The organism is Mycobacterium gordonae, assembly GCF_017086405.1.
Classification (GTDB): Bacteria; Actinomycetota; Actinomycetes; order Mycobacteriales; family Mycobacteriaceae; genus Mycobacterium; species Mycobacterium gordonae_D.
On record NZ_CP070973.1, the window covers coordinates 7,020,288 to 7,036,578 of the forward strand.

At 68.2% G+C, this 16,291-nt stretch carries 17 protein-coding genes and 1 pseudogene; 12 read left to right on the forward strand and 6 right to left on the reverse strand.

Going from position 1 to position 16,291, the window contains the following annotated elements; translation table 11 throughout:
• Positions 1–1,205: 1,205 nt before the first annotated feature.
• The 3 genes from JX552_RS30335 to JX552_RS30345 form a co-directional block, all read right to left on the reverse strand.
• Positions 1,206–2,597 carry a PE family protein gene (locus JX552_RS30335; protein ID WP_205875467.1) on the reverse strand — a complete coding sequence of 464 codons (1,392 nt, stop codon included), beginning with the start codon at positions 2,595–2,597 and terminating at the stop codon, positions 1,206–1,208.
• Positions 2,598–2,747: 150 nt separating this feature from the next.
• Complete coding sequence (locus JX552_RS30340; protein ID WP_205875468.1) at positions 2,748–3,572, reverse strand: glycerophosphodiester phosphodiesterase; 825 nt, start codon at positions 3,570–3,572, stop codon at positions 2,748–2,750.
• Between the two features lie 4 nt (positions 3,573–3,576).
• Positions 3,577–4,617 (reverse strand): DUF4328 domain-containing protein, encoded by a 1,041-nt coding sequence (locus JX552_RS30345; RefSeq protein ID WP_205875469.1) that lies wholly within the window; start codon positions 4,615–4,617, stop codon positions 3,577–3,579.
• A 527-nt stretch (positions 4,618–5,144) separates the two neighbouring features.
• Here JX552_RS30345 and JX552_RS30350 point away from each other — a divergent pair.
• The 8 genes from JX552_RS30350 to rraA all read left to right on the forward strand — a co-directional run bounded on the left by JX552_RS30350 (position 5,145) and on the right by rraA (position 10,073).
• Positions 5,145–5,297: a hypothetical protein gene (locus JX552_RS30350; RefSeq protein ID WP_167544960.1), complete on the forward strand. Its 153-nt coding sequence runs from the start codon at positions 5,145–5,147 to the stop codon at positions 5,295–5,297.
• A 165-nt stretch (positions 5,298–5,462) separates the two neighbouring features.
• Positions 5,463–6,086, forward strand: coding sequence for a superoxide dismutase (locus JX552_RS30355; protein WP_205875470.1), 624 nt, complete (start codon positions 5,463–5,465; stop codon positions 6,084–6,086).
• A gap of 234 nt (positions 6,087–6,320) precedes the next feature.
• The gene (locus JX552_RS30360) at positions 6,321–6,854 is read left to right on the forward strand and encodes a hypothetical protein (protein ID WP_055576933.1); all 534 of its coding nucleotides are present in this window, start codon (positions 6,321–6,323) and stop codon (positions 6,852–6,854) included.
• Between the two features lie 706 nt (positions 6,855–7,560).
• Entirely contained in the window at positions 7,561–7,959 is a 399-nt protein-coding gene (locus tag JX552_RS30365) for a transcriptional regulator (protein ID WP_205875471.1), read from the forward strand.
• 122 nt (positions 7,960–8,081) lie between these two features.
• Positions 8,082–8,735, forward strand: a complete 654-nt coding sequence (locus JX552_RS30370) for a DUF6474 family protein (protein ID WP_205875472.1) — start codon at positions 8,082–8,084, stop codon at positions 8,733–8,735.
• Positions 8,736–8,767: 32 nt separating this feature from the next.
• Positions 8,768–9,037 carry a hypothetical protein gene (locus JX552_RS30375; protein ID WP_205875473.1) on the forward strand — a complete coding sequence of 90 codons (270 nt, stop codon included), beginning with the start codon at positions 8,768–8,770 and terminating at the stop codon, positions 9,035–9,037.
• 80 nt (positions 9,038–9,117) lie between these two features.
• On the forward strand, positions 9,118–9,585 hold the full coding sequence (locus JX552_RS30380) for an Rv3852 family protein (RefSeq protein ID WP_205875474.1): 468 nt from the start codon (positions 9,118–9,120) through the stop codon (positions 9,583–9,585).
• 2 nt (positions 9,586–9,587) lie between these two features.
• Positions 9,588–10,073 (forward strand): ribonuclease E activity regulator RraA, encoded by a 486-nt coding sequence (gene rraA, locus JX552_RS30385; RefSeq protein ID WP_205875475.1) that lies wholly within the window; start codon positions 9,588–9,590, stop codon positions 10,071–10,073.
• A gap of 14 nt (positions 10,074–10,087) precedes the next feature.
• On the opposite strand, the gene JX552_RS30390 is transcribed toward rraA, so the two are convergent.
• A complete protein-coding gene (locus JX552_RS30390) occupies positions 10,088–11,557 on the reverse strand; it encodes a flavin-containing monooxygenase (protein ID WP_205875476.1) in 1,470 nt (489 codons plus the stop codon).
• A gap of 51 nt (positions 11,558–11,608) precedes the next feature.
• Between JX552_RS30390 and JX552_RS33610 the strand changes: the two are divergent.
• From JX552_RS33610 to dinB, 3 genes and pseudogenes are all read left to right on the forward strand, one after another.
• A pseudogene (locus JX552_RS33610) lies at positions 11,609–11,878 on the forward strand (PE family protein); the annotation flags it as partial.
• Between the two features lie 55 nt (positions 11,879–11,933).
• Complete coding sequence (locus JX552_RS30400) at positions 11,934–12,581, forward strand: TetR/AcrR family transcriptional regulator (RefSeq protein ID WP_205875477.1); 648 nt, start codon at positions 11,934–11,936, stop codon at positions 12,579–12,581.
• A gap of 24 nt (positions 12,582–12,605) precedes the next feature.
• The gene (dinB, locus tag JX552_RS30405; RefSeq protein ID WP_205875478.1) at positions 12,606–13,805 is read left to right on the forward strand and encodes a DNA polymerase IV; all 1,200 of its coding nucleotides are present in this window, start codon (positions 12,606–12,608) and stop codon (positions 13,803–13,805) included.
• On the opposite strand, the gene JX552_RS30410 is transcribed toward dinB, so the two are convergent.
• Both JX552_RS30410 and JX552_RS30415 read right to left on the reverse strand, forming a co-directional pair.
• The gene (locus JX552_RS30410; protein ID WP_205878767.1) at positions 13,794–14,804 is read right to left on the reverse strand and encodes a PHP domain-containing protein; all 1,011 of its coding nucleotides are present in this window, start codon (positions 14,802–14,804) and stop codon (positions 13,794–13,796) included. The genes dinB and JX552_RS30410 overlap by 12 nt on opposite strands.
• Entirely contained in the window at positions 14,804–15,229 is a 426-nt protein-coding gene (locus tag JX552_RS30415) for a hypothetical protein (RefSeq protein WP_205875479.1), read from the reverse strand. The genes JX552_RS30410 and JX552_RS30415 overlap by 1 nt, the downstream gene beginning before the upstream one ends.
• A 27-nt stretch (positions 15,230–15,256) precedes the next feature.
• Between JX552_RS30415 and JX552_RS30420 the strand changes: the two genes are divergently transcribed.
• Positions 15,257–16,105: an LLM class F420-dependent oxidoreductase gene (locus JX552_RS30420; protein WP_205875480.1), complete on the forward strand. Its 849-nt coding sequence runs from the start codon at positions 15,257–15,259 to the stop codon at positions 16,103–16,105.
• Positions 16,106–16,291 lie beyond the last annotated feature (186 nt).

Genomic DNA, 16,291 nt, shown 5'->3' on the forward strand with positions numbered 1-16,291 from the left:
GTTGCTGCCAGCACTTCCGGTGCTTCCGGTGTTGCCTCCGCCAAGACCAGCTCCGCCGGCTCCACCCGAACCAGCAAGACCGCGAGCGCCACCGGCTCCGCCGTTGGTACCGGCACCGAAGGGTGCTCGTATCCCCGCTCTGCCCCCTGCCCCGCCATTGCCTCCGTTGCCGCCCTTGCCGCCGTTCCCACCAGCATTGCCCGCTCCGCCATCTCCGCCGCTCTTAGTGAGATTGTCGAGGAAATTGCCGGCGTGCCCCCCTTCTCTGCCCGGACCGGGGAAGCCGTTGAGGGTCGCGCCATGACCGGCGTTACCGCCGTTACCGCCGGCGCCGCCATTTCCACTGGTACCGCCGTTACCGCCGTTCCCTCCCGCGTTCGTGGTACTGCCGGTTCCGCCGGCCCCTCCCCAGCCGCGTTTACCGCCGTTGCCACCGGCGCCACCCCAGCCGCCCAAACCGCCTTTACCGGCAGTCGACCCGGAGTTGCCGCCGCTGCCACCGGCGCCACCCGCGGCCCCGTCGCCGCCGTTGCCTCCGGCACCGCCCGACCCGGCAACCCCATGCCCCACCGTCCCGGGTGCCGCGCCGCCGGCGCCGCCTGCGCCACCTGCCCCGCCCGCGGCGGAATTAGAGCGGTAGTCGGCGCCGGCGCCGGTGCCGCCGTTGCCGCCGTCACCAGAGATCGAGCCGCCGTCGCCTCCCCTGCCGCCCTGGCCGAGGGCGCCTGCGTCACCCCCCTTGCCGCCGGCTCCACCGGCTCCGCCGTTACCTGAGACGGAGCCACCGCTGCCACCGGCGCCACCCGCCGCGCCGGCTCCTCCGGAGCCCGCCGTACCGCCGTTGCCGCCATTGCTGCCATTGCCGGTGTCACCCACCGCGTCTCGGCCAGCACCCCCGGCACCACCGCTGCCGCCGGTTCCACCCGCACCGCCAACCCCGCCGTCGCCGCCGTCGCCAGTCAGTCCACCGTCACCGCTGGCGGCCGCACCGTCACCGCCGCGGGCGCCGGCGCCGGCCGCACCGCCAACGCCACCGGCGCCGCCCTTACCGGACCCTCCGCTACTGCCGCCGGCGCCGCCGTTGCCGCCGTTGCCGCCGCTGCCGCCGGACCCGCCGGCTCCCGCGTTGACCCCGCTGATGCCGGCACTGCCGACCGCTCCGTTGGCGCCGGCTCCTCCGGACCCGCCGGCCCCGCCGTCGCCGATCAAGCCGCTGCTGCCGCCGGCACCGCCGTCGCCGCCGCTGCCGCCGTTGTTGGTAGCGCCCATAGCGGACGACCCCGCCACGCCGGCGCCGCCGTTGCCGCCATTGCCGCCATTGCCGTAGAGCCCACCGTTACCGCCGGCACCACCATTTCCACCGCTAGCTCCCCAGACCACCGGGCTGTAGCCATTGCCGCCGTTACCACCATGACCGGCAGCAGACATCGGCGTGCTGCCGCCGGCGCCGGTAGCGCCGGCGATCGAACCCGCGCCGCCGACTCCGCCCGTGCCCCCGGCGCCCGGATTGCCACCAGTGCCGCCGACGCCGCCGTGTGGCGCGATGACGCTGCCGTCGGCACCGTTGCCACCGTTTCCTGGGCACCTCCGTCGCCACCGTGGCCACCGGCCCCGCCCGCACCTGTGGTGCCGACGTGGCCCTTGCTGGCCGACCCACCCAGACCCCCCTTACCTCCGGCCCCGCCCGCACCCCCGGTGCCTCCGTCGCCACCGCGACCCCCATCGGCGCCGGCGCTTTGTCCGGTGGCGCCGGTGGCGCCGGTACCCCCGGTGCCGCCCGCTCCGCCGGCCCCGCCGTCACCGCCCGCGCCGCCGTCTCCCCCGTACAGCCCACCGCGTCCGCCGGCTCCGCCGTCCCCGCCGGCGCCACCCGCCTGGCCGGTGCCGCCCGCGCCGCCGCCGGACGCGTTGGTCCCTGCCGCACCTTGGGCACCGAGGTAGCCGCTGCCACCGGCGCCGCCCGCACCGCCGTTGCCCGACAGACCGGCGTTTCCCCCGGCCCCGCCGGCACCTCCTGCCATGCCGAGCGCACCGGCGGACCCGCCGGCACCGCCGCTGCCGCCGCTGCCCCGCAACCAGCCGCCGGTACCGCCCGCACCGCCGTTGGCACCGGCTCCGCCGGCACCTCCGGCGCCACCGTTTCCGATCAATCCCGCGGCGCCGCCCGCACCGCCGGCGACACCGGGATTCAGCCCGGCTGCCCCCTTGCCGCCGTTTCCATACAGCAGTCCGCCGGGTTTACCGGCCTGTCCGGGAGCCGTGCCGTCGGCCCCGTTGCCGATCAGGGGGCGGCCTGCGAGCGCCAACGCGGTCGCGTTCGCCGCGTCGACGCCGGCATATGAGCCCGCTGCCTGCGCCAACGAGCGCACGAACTCATCGTGGAACGCGGCGGCCCGGCTGCTAAGGACCTGGTACTGCTCGGCGTGGCTGCCGAACAGTGTCGCGACGACCACCGATACCTCATCAGCACCGGCGGCCAGCAAAGTGGTTGTTGCACCGGCCGCGGCGGCGTTGGCCTGTTCGACCACCGTTGCAACGCCGGTCAAATCCGACACTGCGGCGACAAAGGCTTCGGGCATTACGGTGACGAACGACATCCTGCACCTCCGGGCGATACGAGGTCGATAACCCGCGCGTGTTCGCGTCTGCGATGAAAGTAAGCAGCTCAGATGTGTGGAACCAGCAGAAATTTGCGAATGCTGTTTTGCGTGGCACGCAAGGGTGCAACGGCGCGAAAGGCCCTGCGATCAGCCGCTGTTTTCGCTGGCCTTCCGCTTTTCCAGCCATGCCTTGGTGCGGCCCGGATGATTGGTGGCGATCCACGCCACGCCCACCTCACGGCAGAAATCGATGTCGTCATACTCGTCGACGGTCCAGCAGTACACCGATCTGCCCTGGGCGGCCGAACGGTCCACCAGTTGCGGGTAGTCCCTCAGCGCAGCCAGCGAAGGCCCCACCGCGGTGGCCCCGACGGCGGTGGCGGCGCTGCTGGTCAGGTATCGGCCGGTCTTGCCCAGCAACACGGTGGGCAGCATCGGCGCGGCCCTGCGGATCCGCCAGACGGCGGCAGCGGAAAACGACATCACCACCGCCCGTGACCGATCCGCGGACGGGGGTGCGGCGATGCCGAAGCGGTGCAGCAGCGCCAGCAATTTGCTTTCCACCAGGGAGCCGTACCTGACCGGATGCTTGGTCTCGACGAAGATCTTCACTGGACGGTGCCAGTCGAGCACCATTTCCACGAGTGCGTCCAGGGTCAGCAGACCGGTATCGCCGTGCGCGCCGTCCGGACGCCAGCTGTCGTGCCACACTCCGTATTCCAGTTCCCGCAACTCTGCCAGCGTCGTGGTGCTGACCGGTCCCTCTCCGGTCGAGGTTCGGTCCAAGCGGCGGTCATGCACGCACACCAGGTGGCCGTCGCGGGTCAGTCGGACGTCGCATTCCACACCGTCGGCGCCCTCTTTCAGCGCGAGGTCATACGCGGCCAGGGTGTGTTCGGGGCGGGATGACGACGCGCCCCGGTGGGCAACCACGAAAGGATGCCCGGCGAGGACCTCATCCACCCGCGTCATAGGCCTATGCTGCCGGTTCCTGTCCCTCCGGCTCAACCGGAGCGGCAGGTACTGGGGGCGCAGGCCGATCCGATTCCACCACGAGCCAGCGGTGCGCCGGCCGCTCGACCGGCTTGCGTTCGAATCCCTCGAAGACCCGTGCAACCCCGCCGACGGTGACCGCGGCGGCCGCGTACGCGACCACCACCATCACGGTGTTGTTGGCGATGCCCTGGGCGTCGCTGGACAAGCTGGTCGCGATGGCGAACAGCGACACCGTGTAGCTGACGACCCACGCGAGCCACCACAGGTAGATCGGTTTGCGCGCCCGCTCGTAATGATCTTCGACGAGCGCGAGTTCGATGACGTAGACGGGCGCCATCACCAGGTTCGCGAACGGCAGCAGGCAACCGGCCCACAACCGGCGGGTCGAGCGATGTTCGGGCAGCCCGTGGTAACTGAAGGCGGCAGCGCGTCGAGCGATCAACCAATTGACGAGCACAATGAAGCATCCCAGCAGAGCCGCCAGCGCGGCCACACTGGCGGCAACCCCCAGCCAGTCCGCCGCGATGGCGACCACGTTGTTCAGCAGCGAATTGCGGTTGTAGATGAGCAGCCCGTAGCGCACCACGTACACCAACGCGGCGATAGCGAGGACCAATTGGGTCGCGAACATCGCCACACGCACAAGTTCGGGCGCGGGTCCCGGCTTGACCGCGGCGTCCGGCGTCGTGATCGCCGCCGGACTGACACGGTCGACCAGACCCCAGCGCGGTATCGCCGTATAGCGCGGTGTCGGGCCGAGCGGCCGCCGCATGCGGCGTATCGGCGGTGCGGCACCGGGACGCACCGCTATCCACCGGAATCCCGGTGGGAGCCGCGGCGGCGTGCGTGGCGCGACAGGGCCAACCGGCAGCTGCGGTCCGGCTTGCGGGCTCCACCGAGGATCACCCGGGGGCGAGTCGGCCAGGGGCGCCATGAGGGCACCCCGGCAGCGGGGACACCAGCTGCGCTGGCGTTCGCGCACATTCCACCGCGTGCCGCACTGGGAGCACACCTGAATCACCGGACCAGCCTAATGGGTGCCGACCGGAATGCCGGGGATCGGCGGCCCCCTACCACACTCGCTGCGGAGCCCGACCGGCGCCACACCGTCGGTAAGCGTGACGTAGGCCACAGTCAAACCGAGCTATCCACAATTTCCACAGGTTTATCCACAGATAGGAGGGGTGGTGGATGCAGCGTCTATCGGCCAGATCTCGACAGAACTGTGGATAACGCCGGGGTAACCAGGTCTGCCGATCGACAGCCTCAACGCGCTCCGAGCGAATGCATACCGGCATCGAGTGAATACCCACCGTCCGGGCCGTCGAAACGCACCATCGGCATCCAATTCGTTGCCACCGAGACGGCCGCCGACCACGGCAAACGCCCGGTCCGGCGTCGCAGGGCCCCGCCGCCCGGGCGCGTTCGCGTCCGGTTTTCCAAGCAGAGTTTCTAGCGTTATGATCGCGGACACGCGCAGCTTCATTGTGACTCACCTCACTCGACCTGTCGGCGCGGCGAGGTGGACGTGCAGTCGGAAGGCATTTGATGGCCACTCATTCGTTCGGCCCGGGTTCGACACCGTCGAACTCGTACTCGGGATCACCCGCCTGGAACCAGGCCTATGTCGTCGCCGCGTTGCGTGCCGGACTGATCGCACTTGCCCTGCTGGCCATCCTCGCCCTCATTGCACTGTCCTAATTCCAGCTTGATCGCCCCAGACTCGGGGTACTCGGGGCGGGTAAGCAGGGGGTCGTCCTTGCGGCACGCGCGGTCATGGAGCAGGGTTGAACATGCCAGGTTGCCGCGTGGCGGGACCCCGCGAATGACATGACAGACGATCCGCTCATCGAAGGAAGGAAAGCCGTGGCTGAATACACCCTGCCCGACTTGGACTGGGACTACGCAGCACTAGAGCCGCATATCTCTGGTCAGATCAACGAGATCCACCACAGCAAGCACCACGCCACGTACGTCAAAGGCGTCAACGACGCGGTCGCCAAACTCGAGGAGGCCCGCGCCAAGGGCGACCACTCGGCGATCTTCTTGAACGAGAAGAACCTGGCCTTCCACCTGGGCGGTCACGTCAACCACTCGATCTGGTGGAAGAACCTCTCGCCGGACGGCGGCGACAAGCCGACCGGTGACCTGGCCGCCGCGATCGACGACCAGTTCGGTTCGTTCGACAAGTTTCAGGCTCAGTTCAGCGCCGCCGCCAATGGTCTGCAGGGCTCGGGCTGGGCCGTGCTCGGCTACGACACTCTGGGCGGGCGACTGCTGACCTTCCAGCTCTACGACCAGCAGGCCAATGTCCCGCTCGGCGTTATTCCCCTGTTGCAGGTCGACATGTGGGAGCACGCCTTCTACCTGCAGTACAAGAACGTCAAGGCCGACTACGTCAAAGCCTTCTGGAACGTCGTCAACTGGGCGGACGTCCAATCCCGCTATCAGGCGGCCACATCCAAGACCTCCGGGTTGATCTTCCCCTGACCGTCTGTCTCGAAGAACGAGGGCGTCGCGCGATATCGCGCGGCGCCCTTGTCCTTTGGCGGTCCATTGGTGCGGAACGCACCGCGGGCATCGGGGTTTACCAATGACGCCACCCGCAAACGCCCGTGTCGAGTTGCGCGGAGCCAAAACCCCGCGCATGCTTGATCATTCGAGCTACCATTTGTTCGAGCTACCAGCGTGGTTACTTCGGATGAAGGCGTCACGGAGGGCAAGATGGATGCTGGGTCAGGTCGGCCTATAGGGGTGTCCCCTTTTCATGCTCGCGGTGCCCTGAAAGGGTTTGTGATCTCCGGCCGTTGGCCCGATTCCACCAAGGAATGGGCGCAGCTGTTGATGGTCGCCGTGCGGGTCGCATCACTGCCTGGATTGCTGTCCACCACAACGGTGTTCGGCGCCCGGGAGGAGCTTCCGGACGAGCCCGAGCCCGGCACCGTCGGATTGGTCCTGGCTGAGGGCACCGTTTTCGGTGAAACCGCGATCCAGCCAGGGTATTTCGCCGACCACCAGCCTCCCGCACTGCTGATGCTGCATCCGCCGTCGGAGACCACGCCGTCACTTCCGGAATGCACCGGTGCCGCATCAGGGTGCGTACTGCTGCCCGGCTTGCCGTACCTGGGTCTGGAACACCGGGCCGCGTGGGTGGAGGCGGAAGCCGACGGCACCATCACATCGATGGTGAGCCGCGTCGGTGTGGACCCGATCAGCCACCCCGACACCGCCATTCTGGCGATGCTGCTGGCCGCGTAGGACGTGCTCGGCCACTCTTGATACCCGCGGGGCGGCCGAATCGTTTTCCGCGCGGTGTCATCGCACGCGAGTCGCCCCACGGGCTGCCCGAGAGCGGCTCGACCGCGACCCGGCCCCGCCTGCTGCTAACCACGACGGCCACGGTGGTGGCGACGCGAGTGGCCGCGGCGCAAACTCCGCCGAGCGGGGATCTCAGGGGCGCCCCGAGCCGGACACCGACTCCCGAAACCCCGGGCGCCGCATTTCCCGAGTCGGCGCCACCCAACGCCCCTCTGGCGCTCCGACTGCGCCCGCGCCACCGTCGGCGAGGGGTTCCGGCCAGGCCGGTGATCTGCAAAGGCCGCGTCACCAGAACCGGACAGCAAAGTGACCGGTGGTCGCTTTTCAGCTGGCCGCTGGTTGCCCGAAGTCATCCGGCCAAGCTTCGTCAGCGCCGACGGCTGCGGCTGGGCGCGACGCCTACAGCGCAACCCAACGCGCGATCAGACCGTGTATTCTGCGGATAACCTGTGAAATCCGGTCGATTTGTGGACACCCGCCCGATTCGTTCGGATGCTCGTCGGGGGCACCGAGCCCGGTCGCCCTGCATGCTGCAACCGGTTACGATCAGGTTTGCACTTGGTGGTGTACAGCATCAGTCGCTACCATGATCAGCAAATACCTATTTGGACCGTTTGCTCTTCTAGCCCCGGTGGAGGTCATATCGATGAGCACGACGTTCGCTGCCCGCCTGAACCGCCTGTTCGACACGGTGTATCCGCCGGGGCGCGGCCCGCACACCTCCGCGGAGGTGATCGCCGCGCTCAAGGCGGAGGGCGTCACGATGTCGGCTCCCTACCTCTCGCAGCTACGTTCCGGTAACCGCACGAACCCGTCGACAGCAACCATGGCCGCGCTCGCGAACTTCTTCCGGATCAGGTCGGCGTACTTCACCGACGACGAGTACTACGAGAAGCTCGATAAGGAATTGCAGTTTTACGCAACCGTGCGCGACGACGGCGTCCGGCGCATTGCCGCGCGGGCACACGGACTGTCCCCGGAGGCTCAGCAGAAGGTGCTGGATCGCATCGACGAGCTGCGCCGCACCGAAGGACTCGACGCCTGACCCACGGCCCGTCGGTCCACACGTGACCTGGCGGGCCGTCCGCGGCCTGCTCGGATTAGGGTTGGCCCAGCGCTCGCACACGCATCGCGTCAGTTCACGAGAAACCGGGAGGGCAGCCGGGAATGGGCCTGTTCCGCAAGCGAAAGAGCCGTGCGACCCGTCGCGCCGAAGCCCGGGCGATCAAGGCCCGCGCCAAGCTGGAGGCCCGCCTGTCGGCCAAGAACGAGAGGCGCCGCATCAAGTCCGCCCAGAAGGCGGCCGACAAGGCGTTCGCTGCACAGCTCAAGGCGCAGAAGGACAGTGACCGGGTCGCGCTGAAGGTTGCCGAGACCGAACTCAAGGCGGCCCGTGAAGGCAAGCTCCTGTCACCCACCCGGATCCGCCGGACGTTGACGGTGTCCCGGCTGTTGGCACCGGTGCTGACCCCGCTGATCTACCGGGCAGCCATCGCCGCCCGCGGATTCATCGACCAGCGCCGGGCCGATCAACTCGGCATTCCGTTGGCCCAGATCGGCCAGTTCTCCGGGCACGGCGCCCGAATGTCGGCCCGGGTAGCCGGTGCCGAGCAGTCGCTGCGCGCGGTTCAGGAGAAAAGACCGAAGGACCCCGAGACCAAACAATTCGTAGCGGCCATCAGTGAGCGCCTTGGCGACCTGTCCGCGGCCATCACCGCCGCCGAGAACATGCCGACCCAGCGGCGACGGGCAGCTCATGCCGCGATCTCGGCGCAACTCGACGGGATCGAGGGCGATCTGTTGGCCCGTCTCGGCCTGTGATGGCAGCCCGTCGGTCTGCATTCCTCGCGCCGGTGGCTCTGCTGTGGGCCGTCGCCACCGCGACCGCCGTCCTGACGGCCGGGGCCGCGTCGGCAGATACCCCGCGGGTCTCGCCGGACACTTCGGTGGTGACGACCGCGGTGCCAGGGTCGTTACTGCTCAGCGAGGCCGGCGCGGGCACAACGGAGCCGACAGCCAAACCGCCGGATCCGGACGGCGAGCTACCCGCCTGGCCGTTCGCGGTGGGAGCCATCGCCGCGGTCGCCGTCGTCGCGATCTGGTCCGTACGGCGCAGGCCGTAGCCCGCGGCCGTGCTGGCATGATGGGACCCGAGCCTCGAGCGACCTACTAGCGACTACCCAAGCTGCAAAGGAGCGGCCGCATGGCAGACCCGCAGGATCGACCCGTCGGCGAGCCGCAATCCGGCCCGCCGGCCAAGAAGGCACCCGCGAAGAAGGCTGCCACCGGTAAGGCGCCGGGCAAGAAGGCACCGGTGAAAAAGGCCGCCTCCGCAAAAGCGCCCGCCAAAGCGCCGGCCAAGAAGGCGCCCGCGAAGAAGGCGCCGGCCAAGAAGGTTCCCGCCAAGAAGGCGGAACCCCCCGCCCCGAACCTGGTCGAGCAGCCCGTCGAGGCGCCCGCCGACCTGCGGCAGCACGCGGAAACCAACGGACAACTCGCCGCCGCGAAAGATGCTGCCGCACAGGCGAAATCGACTGTCGAGCGGGCGCAGAATCCGCTCCCGCAGGAGCCGCCCGAATCGTCGCCGCTGCAATCCCCCGGCCCGTGGCTGGTCGCGGTCGCGCTGAGCGTGCTGGCCATGCTGCTGGTCCGACAATTGCGTCGCCACTGACGATGGCGGTGACGTTCCGCCCGACGGCCGACCTGGTCGACGACATCGGCCCCGCGGTGCGCAGCTGCGATCTGCAGTTGCGCCAGTTCGGCGCCCGCACCCAATTCGCCGGGCCGATCACCACTGTCCGCTGCTTTCAGGACAACGCGCTGCTGAAGTCGATCCTGTCCGAACCCGGTGCGGGCGGGGTCCTGGTCGTCGACGGCGGCGGCTCACTGCACACGGCGCTTATCGGCGATCTGATCGCCGAACTGGCCCGCTCCAACGGCTGGGCGGGACTGATCGTCAACGGGGCGGTGCGCGACGCCGCGGCACTGCGCGGCATCGATATCGGCATCAAAGCGCTGGGCACCAACCCCCGCAAGAGCACCAAGACCGGCGAAGGAGACCGGGACGTCGAAATCGCTCTGGGCGGTGTCACTTTCGCGCCGGGCGAGGTGGCCTACAGCGACGACGACGGCGTTGTCGTCGTCGCTGCAGGAGATTGAGCCGCATCCAGCTACTAGACAGTTACCGGCGCGGGCTTTTTCGCGAATCGCAGACCCTCGCCGGCGATTTTGCCGCGCCGGATCAAATGGATGTCCCGCAGATAGTTCTGGTTGAGCCGCCACGGAGTACGCGAGCCCTGCTTGGGCAACTCGTCCAATGAACGCAACACATATCCCGGAGTGAACTCCATGAACGGGCGGTCCTCGACGTCGGGAGCCGGCTCGTCGACCACCACGGTGTCGTAGCCGTTGCCGTCCATGTAATTCATTAGACGGCAGGCGAACTCGGAAACCAGGTCGGCCTTCAGCGTCCACGAGGCATTGGTGTAGCCGATCGTATAGACCATGTTCGGAATGCCGGACAGCATCATGCCCTTGTAGGCCATCGTCTTCGTCAGATCCAGCGGCTCGCCATCGATGCTGGTGGTCGCGCCGCCGAACAATTGTAGGTTCAAACCCGTTGCGGTGACGATGATGTCGGCCGGCAGCTCGGTGCCGGAATTGAGCCGGATACCGGTCGCGGTGAACCGTTCGATGGTGTCGGTCACCACCTCGGCCTTGCCGTGGCGGATCGCGCGGAACAGGTCGCCGTTGGGCACCAGGCACAACCGCTGATCCCACGGGCTGTAGTGCGGCCCGAAATGCTTCCGGACGTCATAGCCTTCGGGCAGCTGGCGCTGGGCCAAACCCATCAGCATCTTCCGCATCCGTCGCGGCCACTTCTGACAGGCCCCGTATACCGCCGCCTGGCGCACCACGTTCTTCCACCGGATCGCGGTGTAGGCGGCCTTCTCCGGCAGGTAGCGGTTGAGCTTGTCGGCAATGCCATCTGCCTCCGGCTGCGACACGATGTAGGTCGGCGAGCGCTGCAGCATGGTGACCCGCTTGGCACCCGAATTCGCCAGTGCCGGAACCAGAGTGACAGCCGTTGCGCCACTTCCGATCACGACGACGTTCTTGCCCTGGTAGTCGAGATCCTCGGGCCAGTGTTGCGGGTGGATGATCGGGCCGGTGAACTCCTCGGCACCGGCGAACTTGGGTGCATAGCCTTCTTCGTAGTTGTAGTAGCCGCTGCACAGGAACAAAAACGAGCAGGTCACCACGCTTCGCGCGCCACCGTTGTCCACATGCAGGGTCCACTGGTTGTCGGCACTGGACCAGTCCGCGCCGACCACCCGCTGCTGGAAGCGGATGTGCCTGTCGATGCCGTACATGGCGGCGGTGCTCTTGACGTAGTCGAGGATCGGCTTGCCGTCCGCGATGGCCTGGCGTTCGGTCCAGGGCCGGAAGCGGAAGCCCAATGTGTACATGTCGGAGTCCGAGCGGATGCCGGGGTAGCGGAACAGGTCCCAGGTGCCGCCCATATCGGCCCGCTTTTCCAGGATGGCGTAGCTCTTCGTCGGGCAGCGGTCTTGCAGATGCCAGGCCGCGCTTACCCCCGAGATGCCGGCGCCGACGATGACGACGTCAAGGTGCTCAGTCATGCCGGCCAGGTTATCAACGCCGTGTCGAGTCGGTCAACGAGGTGTCGACGCATGGCAGTAGAACCGCACGAGAGCTGGGGATACGCTGTTGCCCACGCAGCGGCGACGTTGTGTTCCGCCGAGCGACATGCCAGCGGGTACGGCACGTGTCCTTCGTTATCGCTGCCGGAGGCCCTGGATTCGTTCGGCGCAGGCCTGGTGACTCTTGGTTCGAGCCTGGCGGAGGCCACCTTCGTCGCGGCCGCCGGCACGATTCGGCTGGTGGCGGCAGCCGGGAACGAGGTCTCGGCAGCGATCGCGGCGCCATTCTCCGCGCACGGCCGGGGCTACTTGTCGACATACTGTCGAGAGTCTCAACGCGGTGTAAGCTGCCTGCGTGACCACCTCCCCGGCGAACAAGGCTTCGCTCCCACGGGGACGGCGCAGCGCACGTCCGTCCGGGGACGAGCGGGAGCTGGCCATCCTGGCCACCGCGGAAAAGCTGTTGGAAGATCGCCCGCTGGCTGACATCTCGGTCGACGACCTGGCCAAAGGCGCCGGCATCTCCCGGCCTACGTTCTACTTCTACTTCCCGTCCAAGGAAGCGGTGCTGTTGACCCTGCTGGACCGGGTGGTCAACGAGGCCGACTCGGCCCTGCAGGCCCTCACCGACCGGCTGGAGGCCGGCCGCGACGACATGTGGCGCACCGGGATCAACGTGTTCGTGCAGACGTTCGGAGCGCACCGCGCCGTCATCCGCGGCGGTCAGGGCGTCCGGGCCATCAATGTTGAAGCCCGAGAGTTGTGGTCGGCGTTCATGCAGAAGTGGATCGCCCACACCGCGTCCATCATCGAGGCCGAGCGAGAGCGGGGAGCCGCGCCCGACACCTTGCCCGCCGGGGAACTGGCCACGGCGCTGAACCTGATGAACGAGCGCGCACTGTCGGCGTCCTTCCTGGCCGAGGAACCCTCGGTGCCGGAGGCCACCGTGCTGGACACCCTGGTGCATATCTGGGTCAGCGCCATCTACGGCGAACGACGCTGACCTGTCGGCACCGCATGCGAACATATGTTCGTGCGCTGTGAGGCGTCCGTTCTGCACGCGGACCTGGATTCGTTCTACGCCTCCGTCGAACAGCGGGACGACCCCGGGTTACGGGGCCGCCCGGTGATCGTCGGCGGCGGGGTCGTGCTGGCCGCGAGCTACGAGGCCAAGGCGTACGGGGTGCGCACCGCGATGGGTGGTGCGCAGGCGCGCCGGCTGTGCCCACACGCGGTGGTGGTCCCGCCGCGGATGAGCGCCTACTCCAAAGCCAGCGACGCCGTGTTCGAGGTGTTCCGCGACTGCACGCCGCAAGTCGAGCCGCTGTCGGTGGACGAGGCGTTCCTCGACGTCGCCGGCCTGCGCCGGGTGTCCGGCACGCCCACCGAGATCGGCGCGCGGCTGCGCCGGGACGTGCGCGCCCGCGTCGGCCTACCCATCACCGTCGGTATCGCCCGGACCAAGTTCCTGGCCAAAGTCGCCAGCCAGGAGGCCAAGCCCGACGGTCTGCTGCTGGTGCCACCCGATCGCGAGCTGGAGTTCCTGCATCCGCTGCCGGTGCGCCGGCTGTGGGGCGTAGGTGGGGTGACCGCCGAGAAGCTGCACAGCCACGGCATCACCACCGTCGCCGAGGTCGCCGAACTCGGTGAGTCGATGCTGGCGTCCATGGTGGGTCCAGCGATGGGCCGCCAACTGTATGCCCTGTCCCGCAACATCGACCGCCGGCGCGTGACCACCGGGGTACGGCGACGCTCGGTGGGAGCCCAGCGCGCGTTGGGCCGCGCCGGCACCGCGATGTCAGCCACCGAGATCGACGCGGTGGTGGTGAATCTGATCGACCGGATCACCGGCCGGATGCGGGCCGCGGGACGCACCGGGCGCACCGTGGTGCTGCGGCTGCGCTTCGACGACTTCACCCGGGCCACCCGATCCCAGACGATGCCGCGGGCCACCTCCTCGACGGCCCCCATCCTGGCCACCGCCCGCCGACTGGTGGCGTCGGCGGCGCCGCTGATCGACGAACGGGGCCTGACGCTGGTGGGCTTCGCTGTCTCGGGTATCGATCGCAGCGGCGCCCAGCAGTTGATGTTGCCGTTCGACGGGCAGACGCCGGCGGTCGACGAAGCGATCGACGAGGTGCATCGCCGTTACGGCAAGTCCGCTTTGACGCGGGCCGTGCTCGTCGGTCGCGACCCGGGACCGGAGATGCCGCGGCTACCCGACTGAGCCGGCCCACTCCACCAGGCGTTCCGCCGGCCAGGTGTTGACGATGCGGTCCACGTCGATGCCGGCGTCCAGCGCCCGCTGCGCGCCGTAGCCCAGGAAGTCCAGCTGGCCCGGCGCGTGCGCGTCGGTGTCGATGCTGAACACGCAGCCGATGTCACGCGCCAGATTCAGCAGTCGGGTGGGCGGGTCCCGGCGTTCGGGGCGAGAGTTGATCTCTACCGCAGTGCCGTGGTCGCGGCACGCGGTGAAAACCTTCTCCGCATCGAACTTCGACTCCGCCCGGATGCCGCGATTCCCCGAGACCAGGCGTCCGGTGCAGTGACCCAGTACGTCGACGTGACCGTCGGAGACCGCCCGCACCATCCGTCGGGTCATCGCCGCGGGTTCCATCGACAGCTTCGAGTGCACGCTGGCGACCACGATGTCGAGGCGGTCTAGCAGCTCGCTCTCCTGGTCCAGCGCGCCGTCGTCGAGAATGTCGACCTCTATCCCGGTGAGGATGTGCAACGGCGCGAACTTCTCCCGCAACTCGTCGATCACGTCAAGCTGCTTGCGCAGCCGGTCCGGAGACAGGCCGTTGGCGATCGTCAGCCTCGGCGAGTGATCGGTCAGCGCGCAGTACTCGTGCCCGAGTGCTGCCGCGGTGGCCATCATCTCCGCGATCGGCGCCGACCCGTCGGACCAGTTCGAATGCAGGTGCAGATCACCACGTAAGGCCGCGCGGAGCTCACCCCCGCCGAGATCCTCCGCGCCGGCACGCAATTCGGCCAGTTGATCCGGCTCCTGCCCGGCCCACGCCTGCGCGATCACCATCGCGGTCTTGGGGCCGATGCCTGGGATCGACTGCCAGCTGTTGGCCTGGCCGTGGCGCTCCAGCGCGGCTTCGTCGAGACGCTCGATGATGTCGGCGGCGTTGCGGTACGCCATCACCCGCCGGGAATCCTGGCGGCTGCGGTCCTTGTAGTACGCGATCTGGCGCAGCGCGAAGACCGGATCTATCACAGCAACTGACCGGCGATGAACCCGGCGAACACGACGCCGAAACCGCCCATCTCGCCAATGATGAGCAGGGCCATGAAGAAGCCGGTTCCCCGCACTGGTGGGTCGAATTGGTTCTCGGTGTCGCGGCGAGCCCCGTGCACGATGTAGCCGACGATCGCTCCGACGAAGAAGAACACCGCCACGGCTGTCGCGGTCAGATTGACCCAGGCCGGCCACACACTGAGTTCGACGAACGGCGCGAACAACAGCGTGGCGAATGCGTACAACAATGCCGCCCGATGGGCGATGTCCACATAGACGTGCGCGCGATGATCTTCGGCGACCATGATCTGGCGGTACTTCCAGACGCCGAGCGCCAGCGCCAGCAGAAAGATCAGCCCCGTCGCCAGCAGGGTCAGTTTGGTATCGAGTCCGAGAACCATTGTCTGGCCGAGTCTAGTGTCGAGTTCATGCGCTTTGCATTCAAGACCTCACCTCAGAACACCACCTGGGCCGACATGCTGGCCGTTTGGCAGGCCGCCGACGACATCGACCTCTTCGAATCCGGCTGGACCTTCGACCACTTCTATCCGATCTTCTCCGACTCGACCGGACCCTGCCTGGAGGGCTGGACGACGCTTGCGGCCCTGGCGCAGGCCACCAAGCGGCTGCGGCTCGGCACTCTGGTCACCGGCATCCACTACCGCCACCCCGCGGTCCTGGCGAACATGGCGGCCACGCTCGACGTCGTCTCCAACGGGCGCCTCGAACTCGGCATCGGCGCCGGTTGGAACGAAGAGGAATCCGGCGCCTACGGCATCGAGCTGGGCAGCATCAGGGAACGATTCGACCGGTTCGAGGAAGCCTGCCAGGTGCTGGTCGGCCTGCTCAGCGACGAGACCACTACCTTCGAGGGCAAGTACTACCAACTCAGGGACGCCCGCAATGAGCCCAAGGGCCCGCAGCGGCCGCATCCGCCGATCGCCATCGGCGGTAGTGGCGAGAAACGGACTCTGCCGCTAACCGCGCGCTACGCGCAACACTGGAACTTCGCCGGGGGCACACCGGAGGAGTTCGCGCGCAAGCGCGACGTGCTGGCCGCCCGCTGCCACGACATCGGGCGCGACCCGAAGGAAATCACTTTGTCGGCCCACTTGGGGCTTGGACCCGATCGCGGCTACGGGCAAGTCATCGACAACGCGGCGGCGCTGGGGGCCGAGGGCCTCGACTTGGGAATCGTCTACATCGCCCCGCCACATGACCCTGCCGTGTTGGAGCCGTTGGCCGAGGCGATCCGGGACTCGGGCCTGCTGAGCTAGCTGAGCAAACAAACTGCGGATTACGGCGAGGGGCGGCCTACGCTGACCCGCCAGGGTCAAATGGCGAATCGCAACATCTCTTCGGCCGTCACCAGACGCTCGTTCCGCGCCGGGAACTCGCGGCTCTTCACCGGGTGACGGACCAGAGACCAGGCGATTCGCCCCATCCTTGACCGGGGAACTGGG

Excerpts from the sequence above, each read along its gene's own strand:
- JX552_RS30335 (WP_205875467.1), bottom strand. The coding sequence starts at position 2,597 with ATGTCGTTCGTCACCGTAATGCCCGAAGCCTTTGTCGCCGCAGTGTCG.
- JX552_RS30340 (WP_205875468.1), bottom strand. The coding sequence starts at position 3,572 with ATGACGCGGGTGGATGAGGTCCTCGCCGGGCATCCTTTCGTGGTTGCC.
- JX552_RS30350 (WP_167544960.1), top strand. The coding sequence starts at position 5,145 with ATGGCCACTCATTCGTTCGGCCCGGGTTCGACACCGTCGAACTCGTAC.
- JX552_RS30360 (WP_055576933.1), top strand. The coding sequence starts at position 6,321 with ATGGATGCTGGGTCAGGTCGGCCTATAGGGGTGTCCCCTTTTCATGCT.
- JX552_RS30365 (WP_205875471.1), top strand. The coding sequence starts at position 7,561 with ATGAGCACGACGTTCGCTGCCCGCCTGAACCGCCTGTTCGACACGGTG.
- JX552_RS30370 (WP_205875472.1), top strand. The coding sequence starts at position 8,082 with ATGGGCCTGTTCCGCAAGCGAAAGAGCCGTGCGACCCGTCGCGCCGAA.
- JX552_RS30380 (WP_205875474.1), top strand. The coding sequence starts at position 9,118 with ATGGCAGACCCGCAGGATCGACCCGTCGGCGAGCCGCAATCCGGCCCG.
- rraA (WP_205875475.1), top strand. The coding sequence starts at position 9,588 with ATGGCGGTGACGTTCCGCCCGACGGCCGACCTGGTCGACGACATCGGC.
- JX552_RS30390 (WP_205875476.1), bottom strand. The coding sequence starts at position 11,557 with ATGACTGAGCACCTTGACGTCGTCATCGTCGGCGCCGGCATCTCGGGG.
- dinB (WP_205875478.1), top strand. The coding sequence starts at position 12,606 with ATGTTCGTGCGCTGTGAGGCGTCCGTTCTGCACGCGGACCTGGATTCG.
- JX552_RS30415 (WP_205875479.1), bottom strand. The coding sequence starts at position 15,229 with ATGGTTCTCGGACTCGATACCAAACTGACCCTGCTGGCGACGGGGCTG.
- JX552_RS30420 (WP_205875480.1), top strand. The coding sequence starts at position 15,257 with ATGCGCTTTGCATTCAAGACCTCACCTCAGAACACCACCTGGGCCGAC.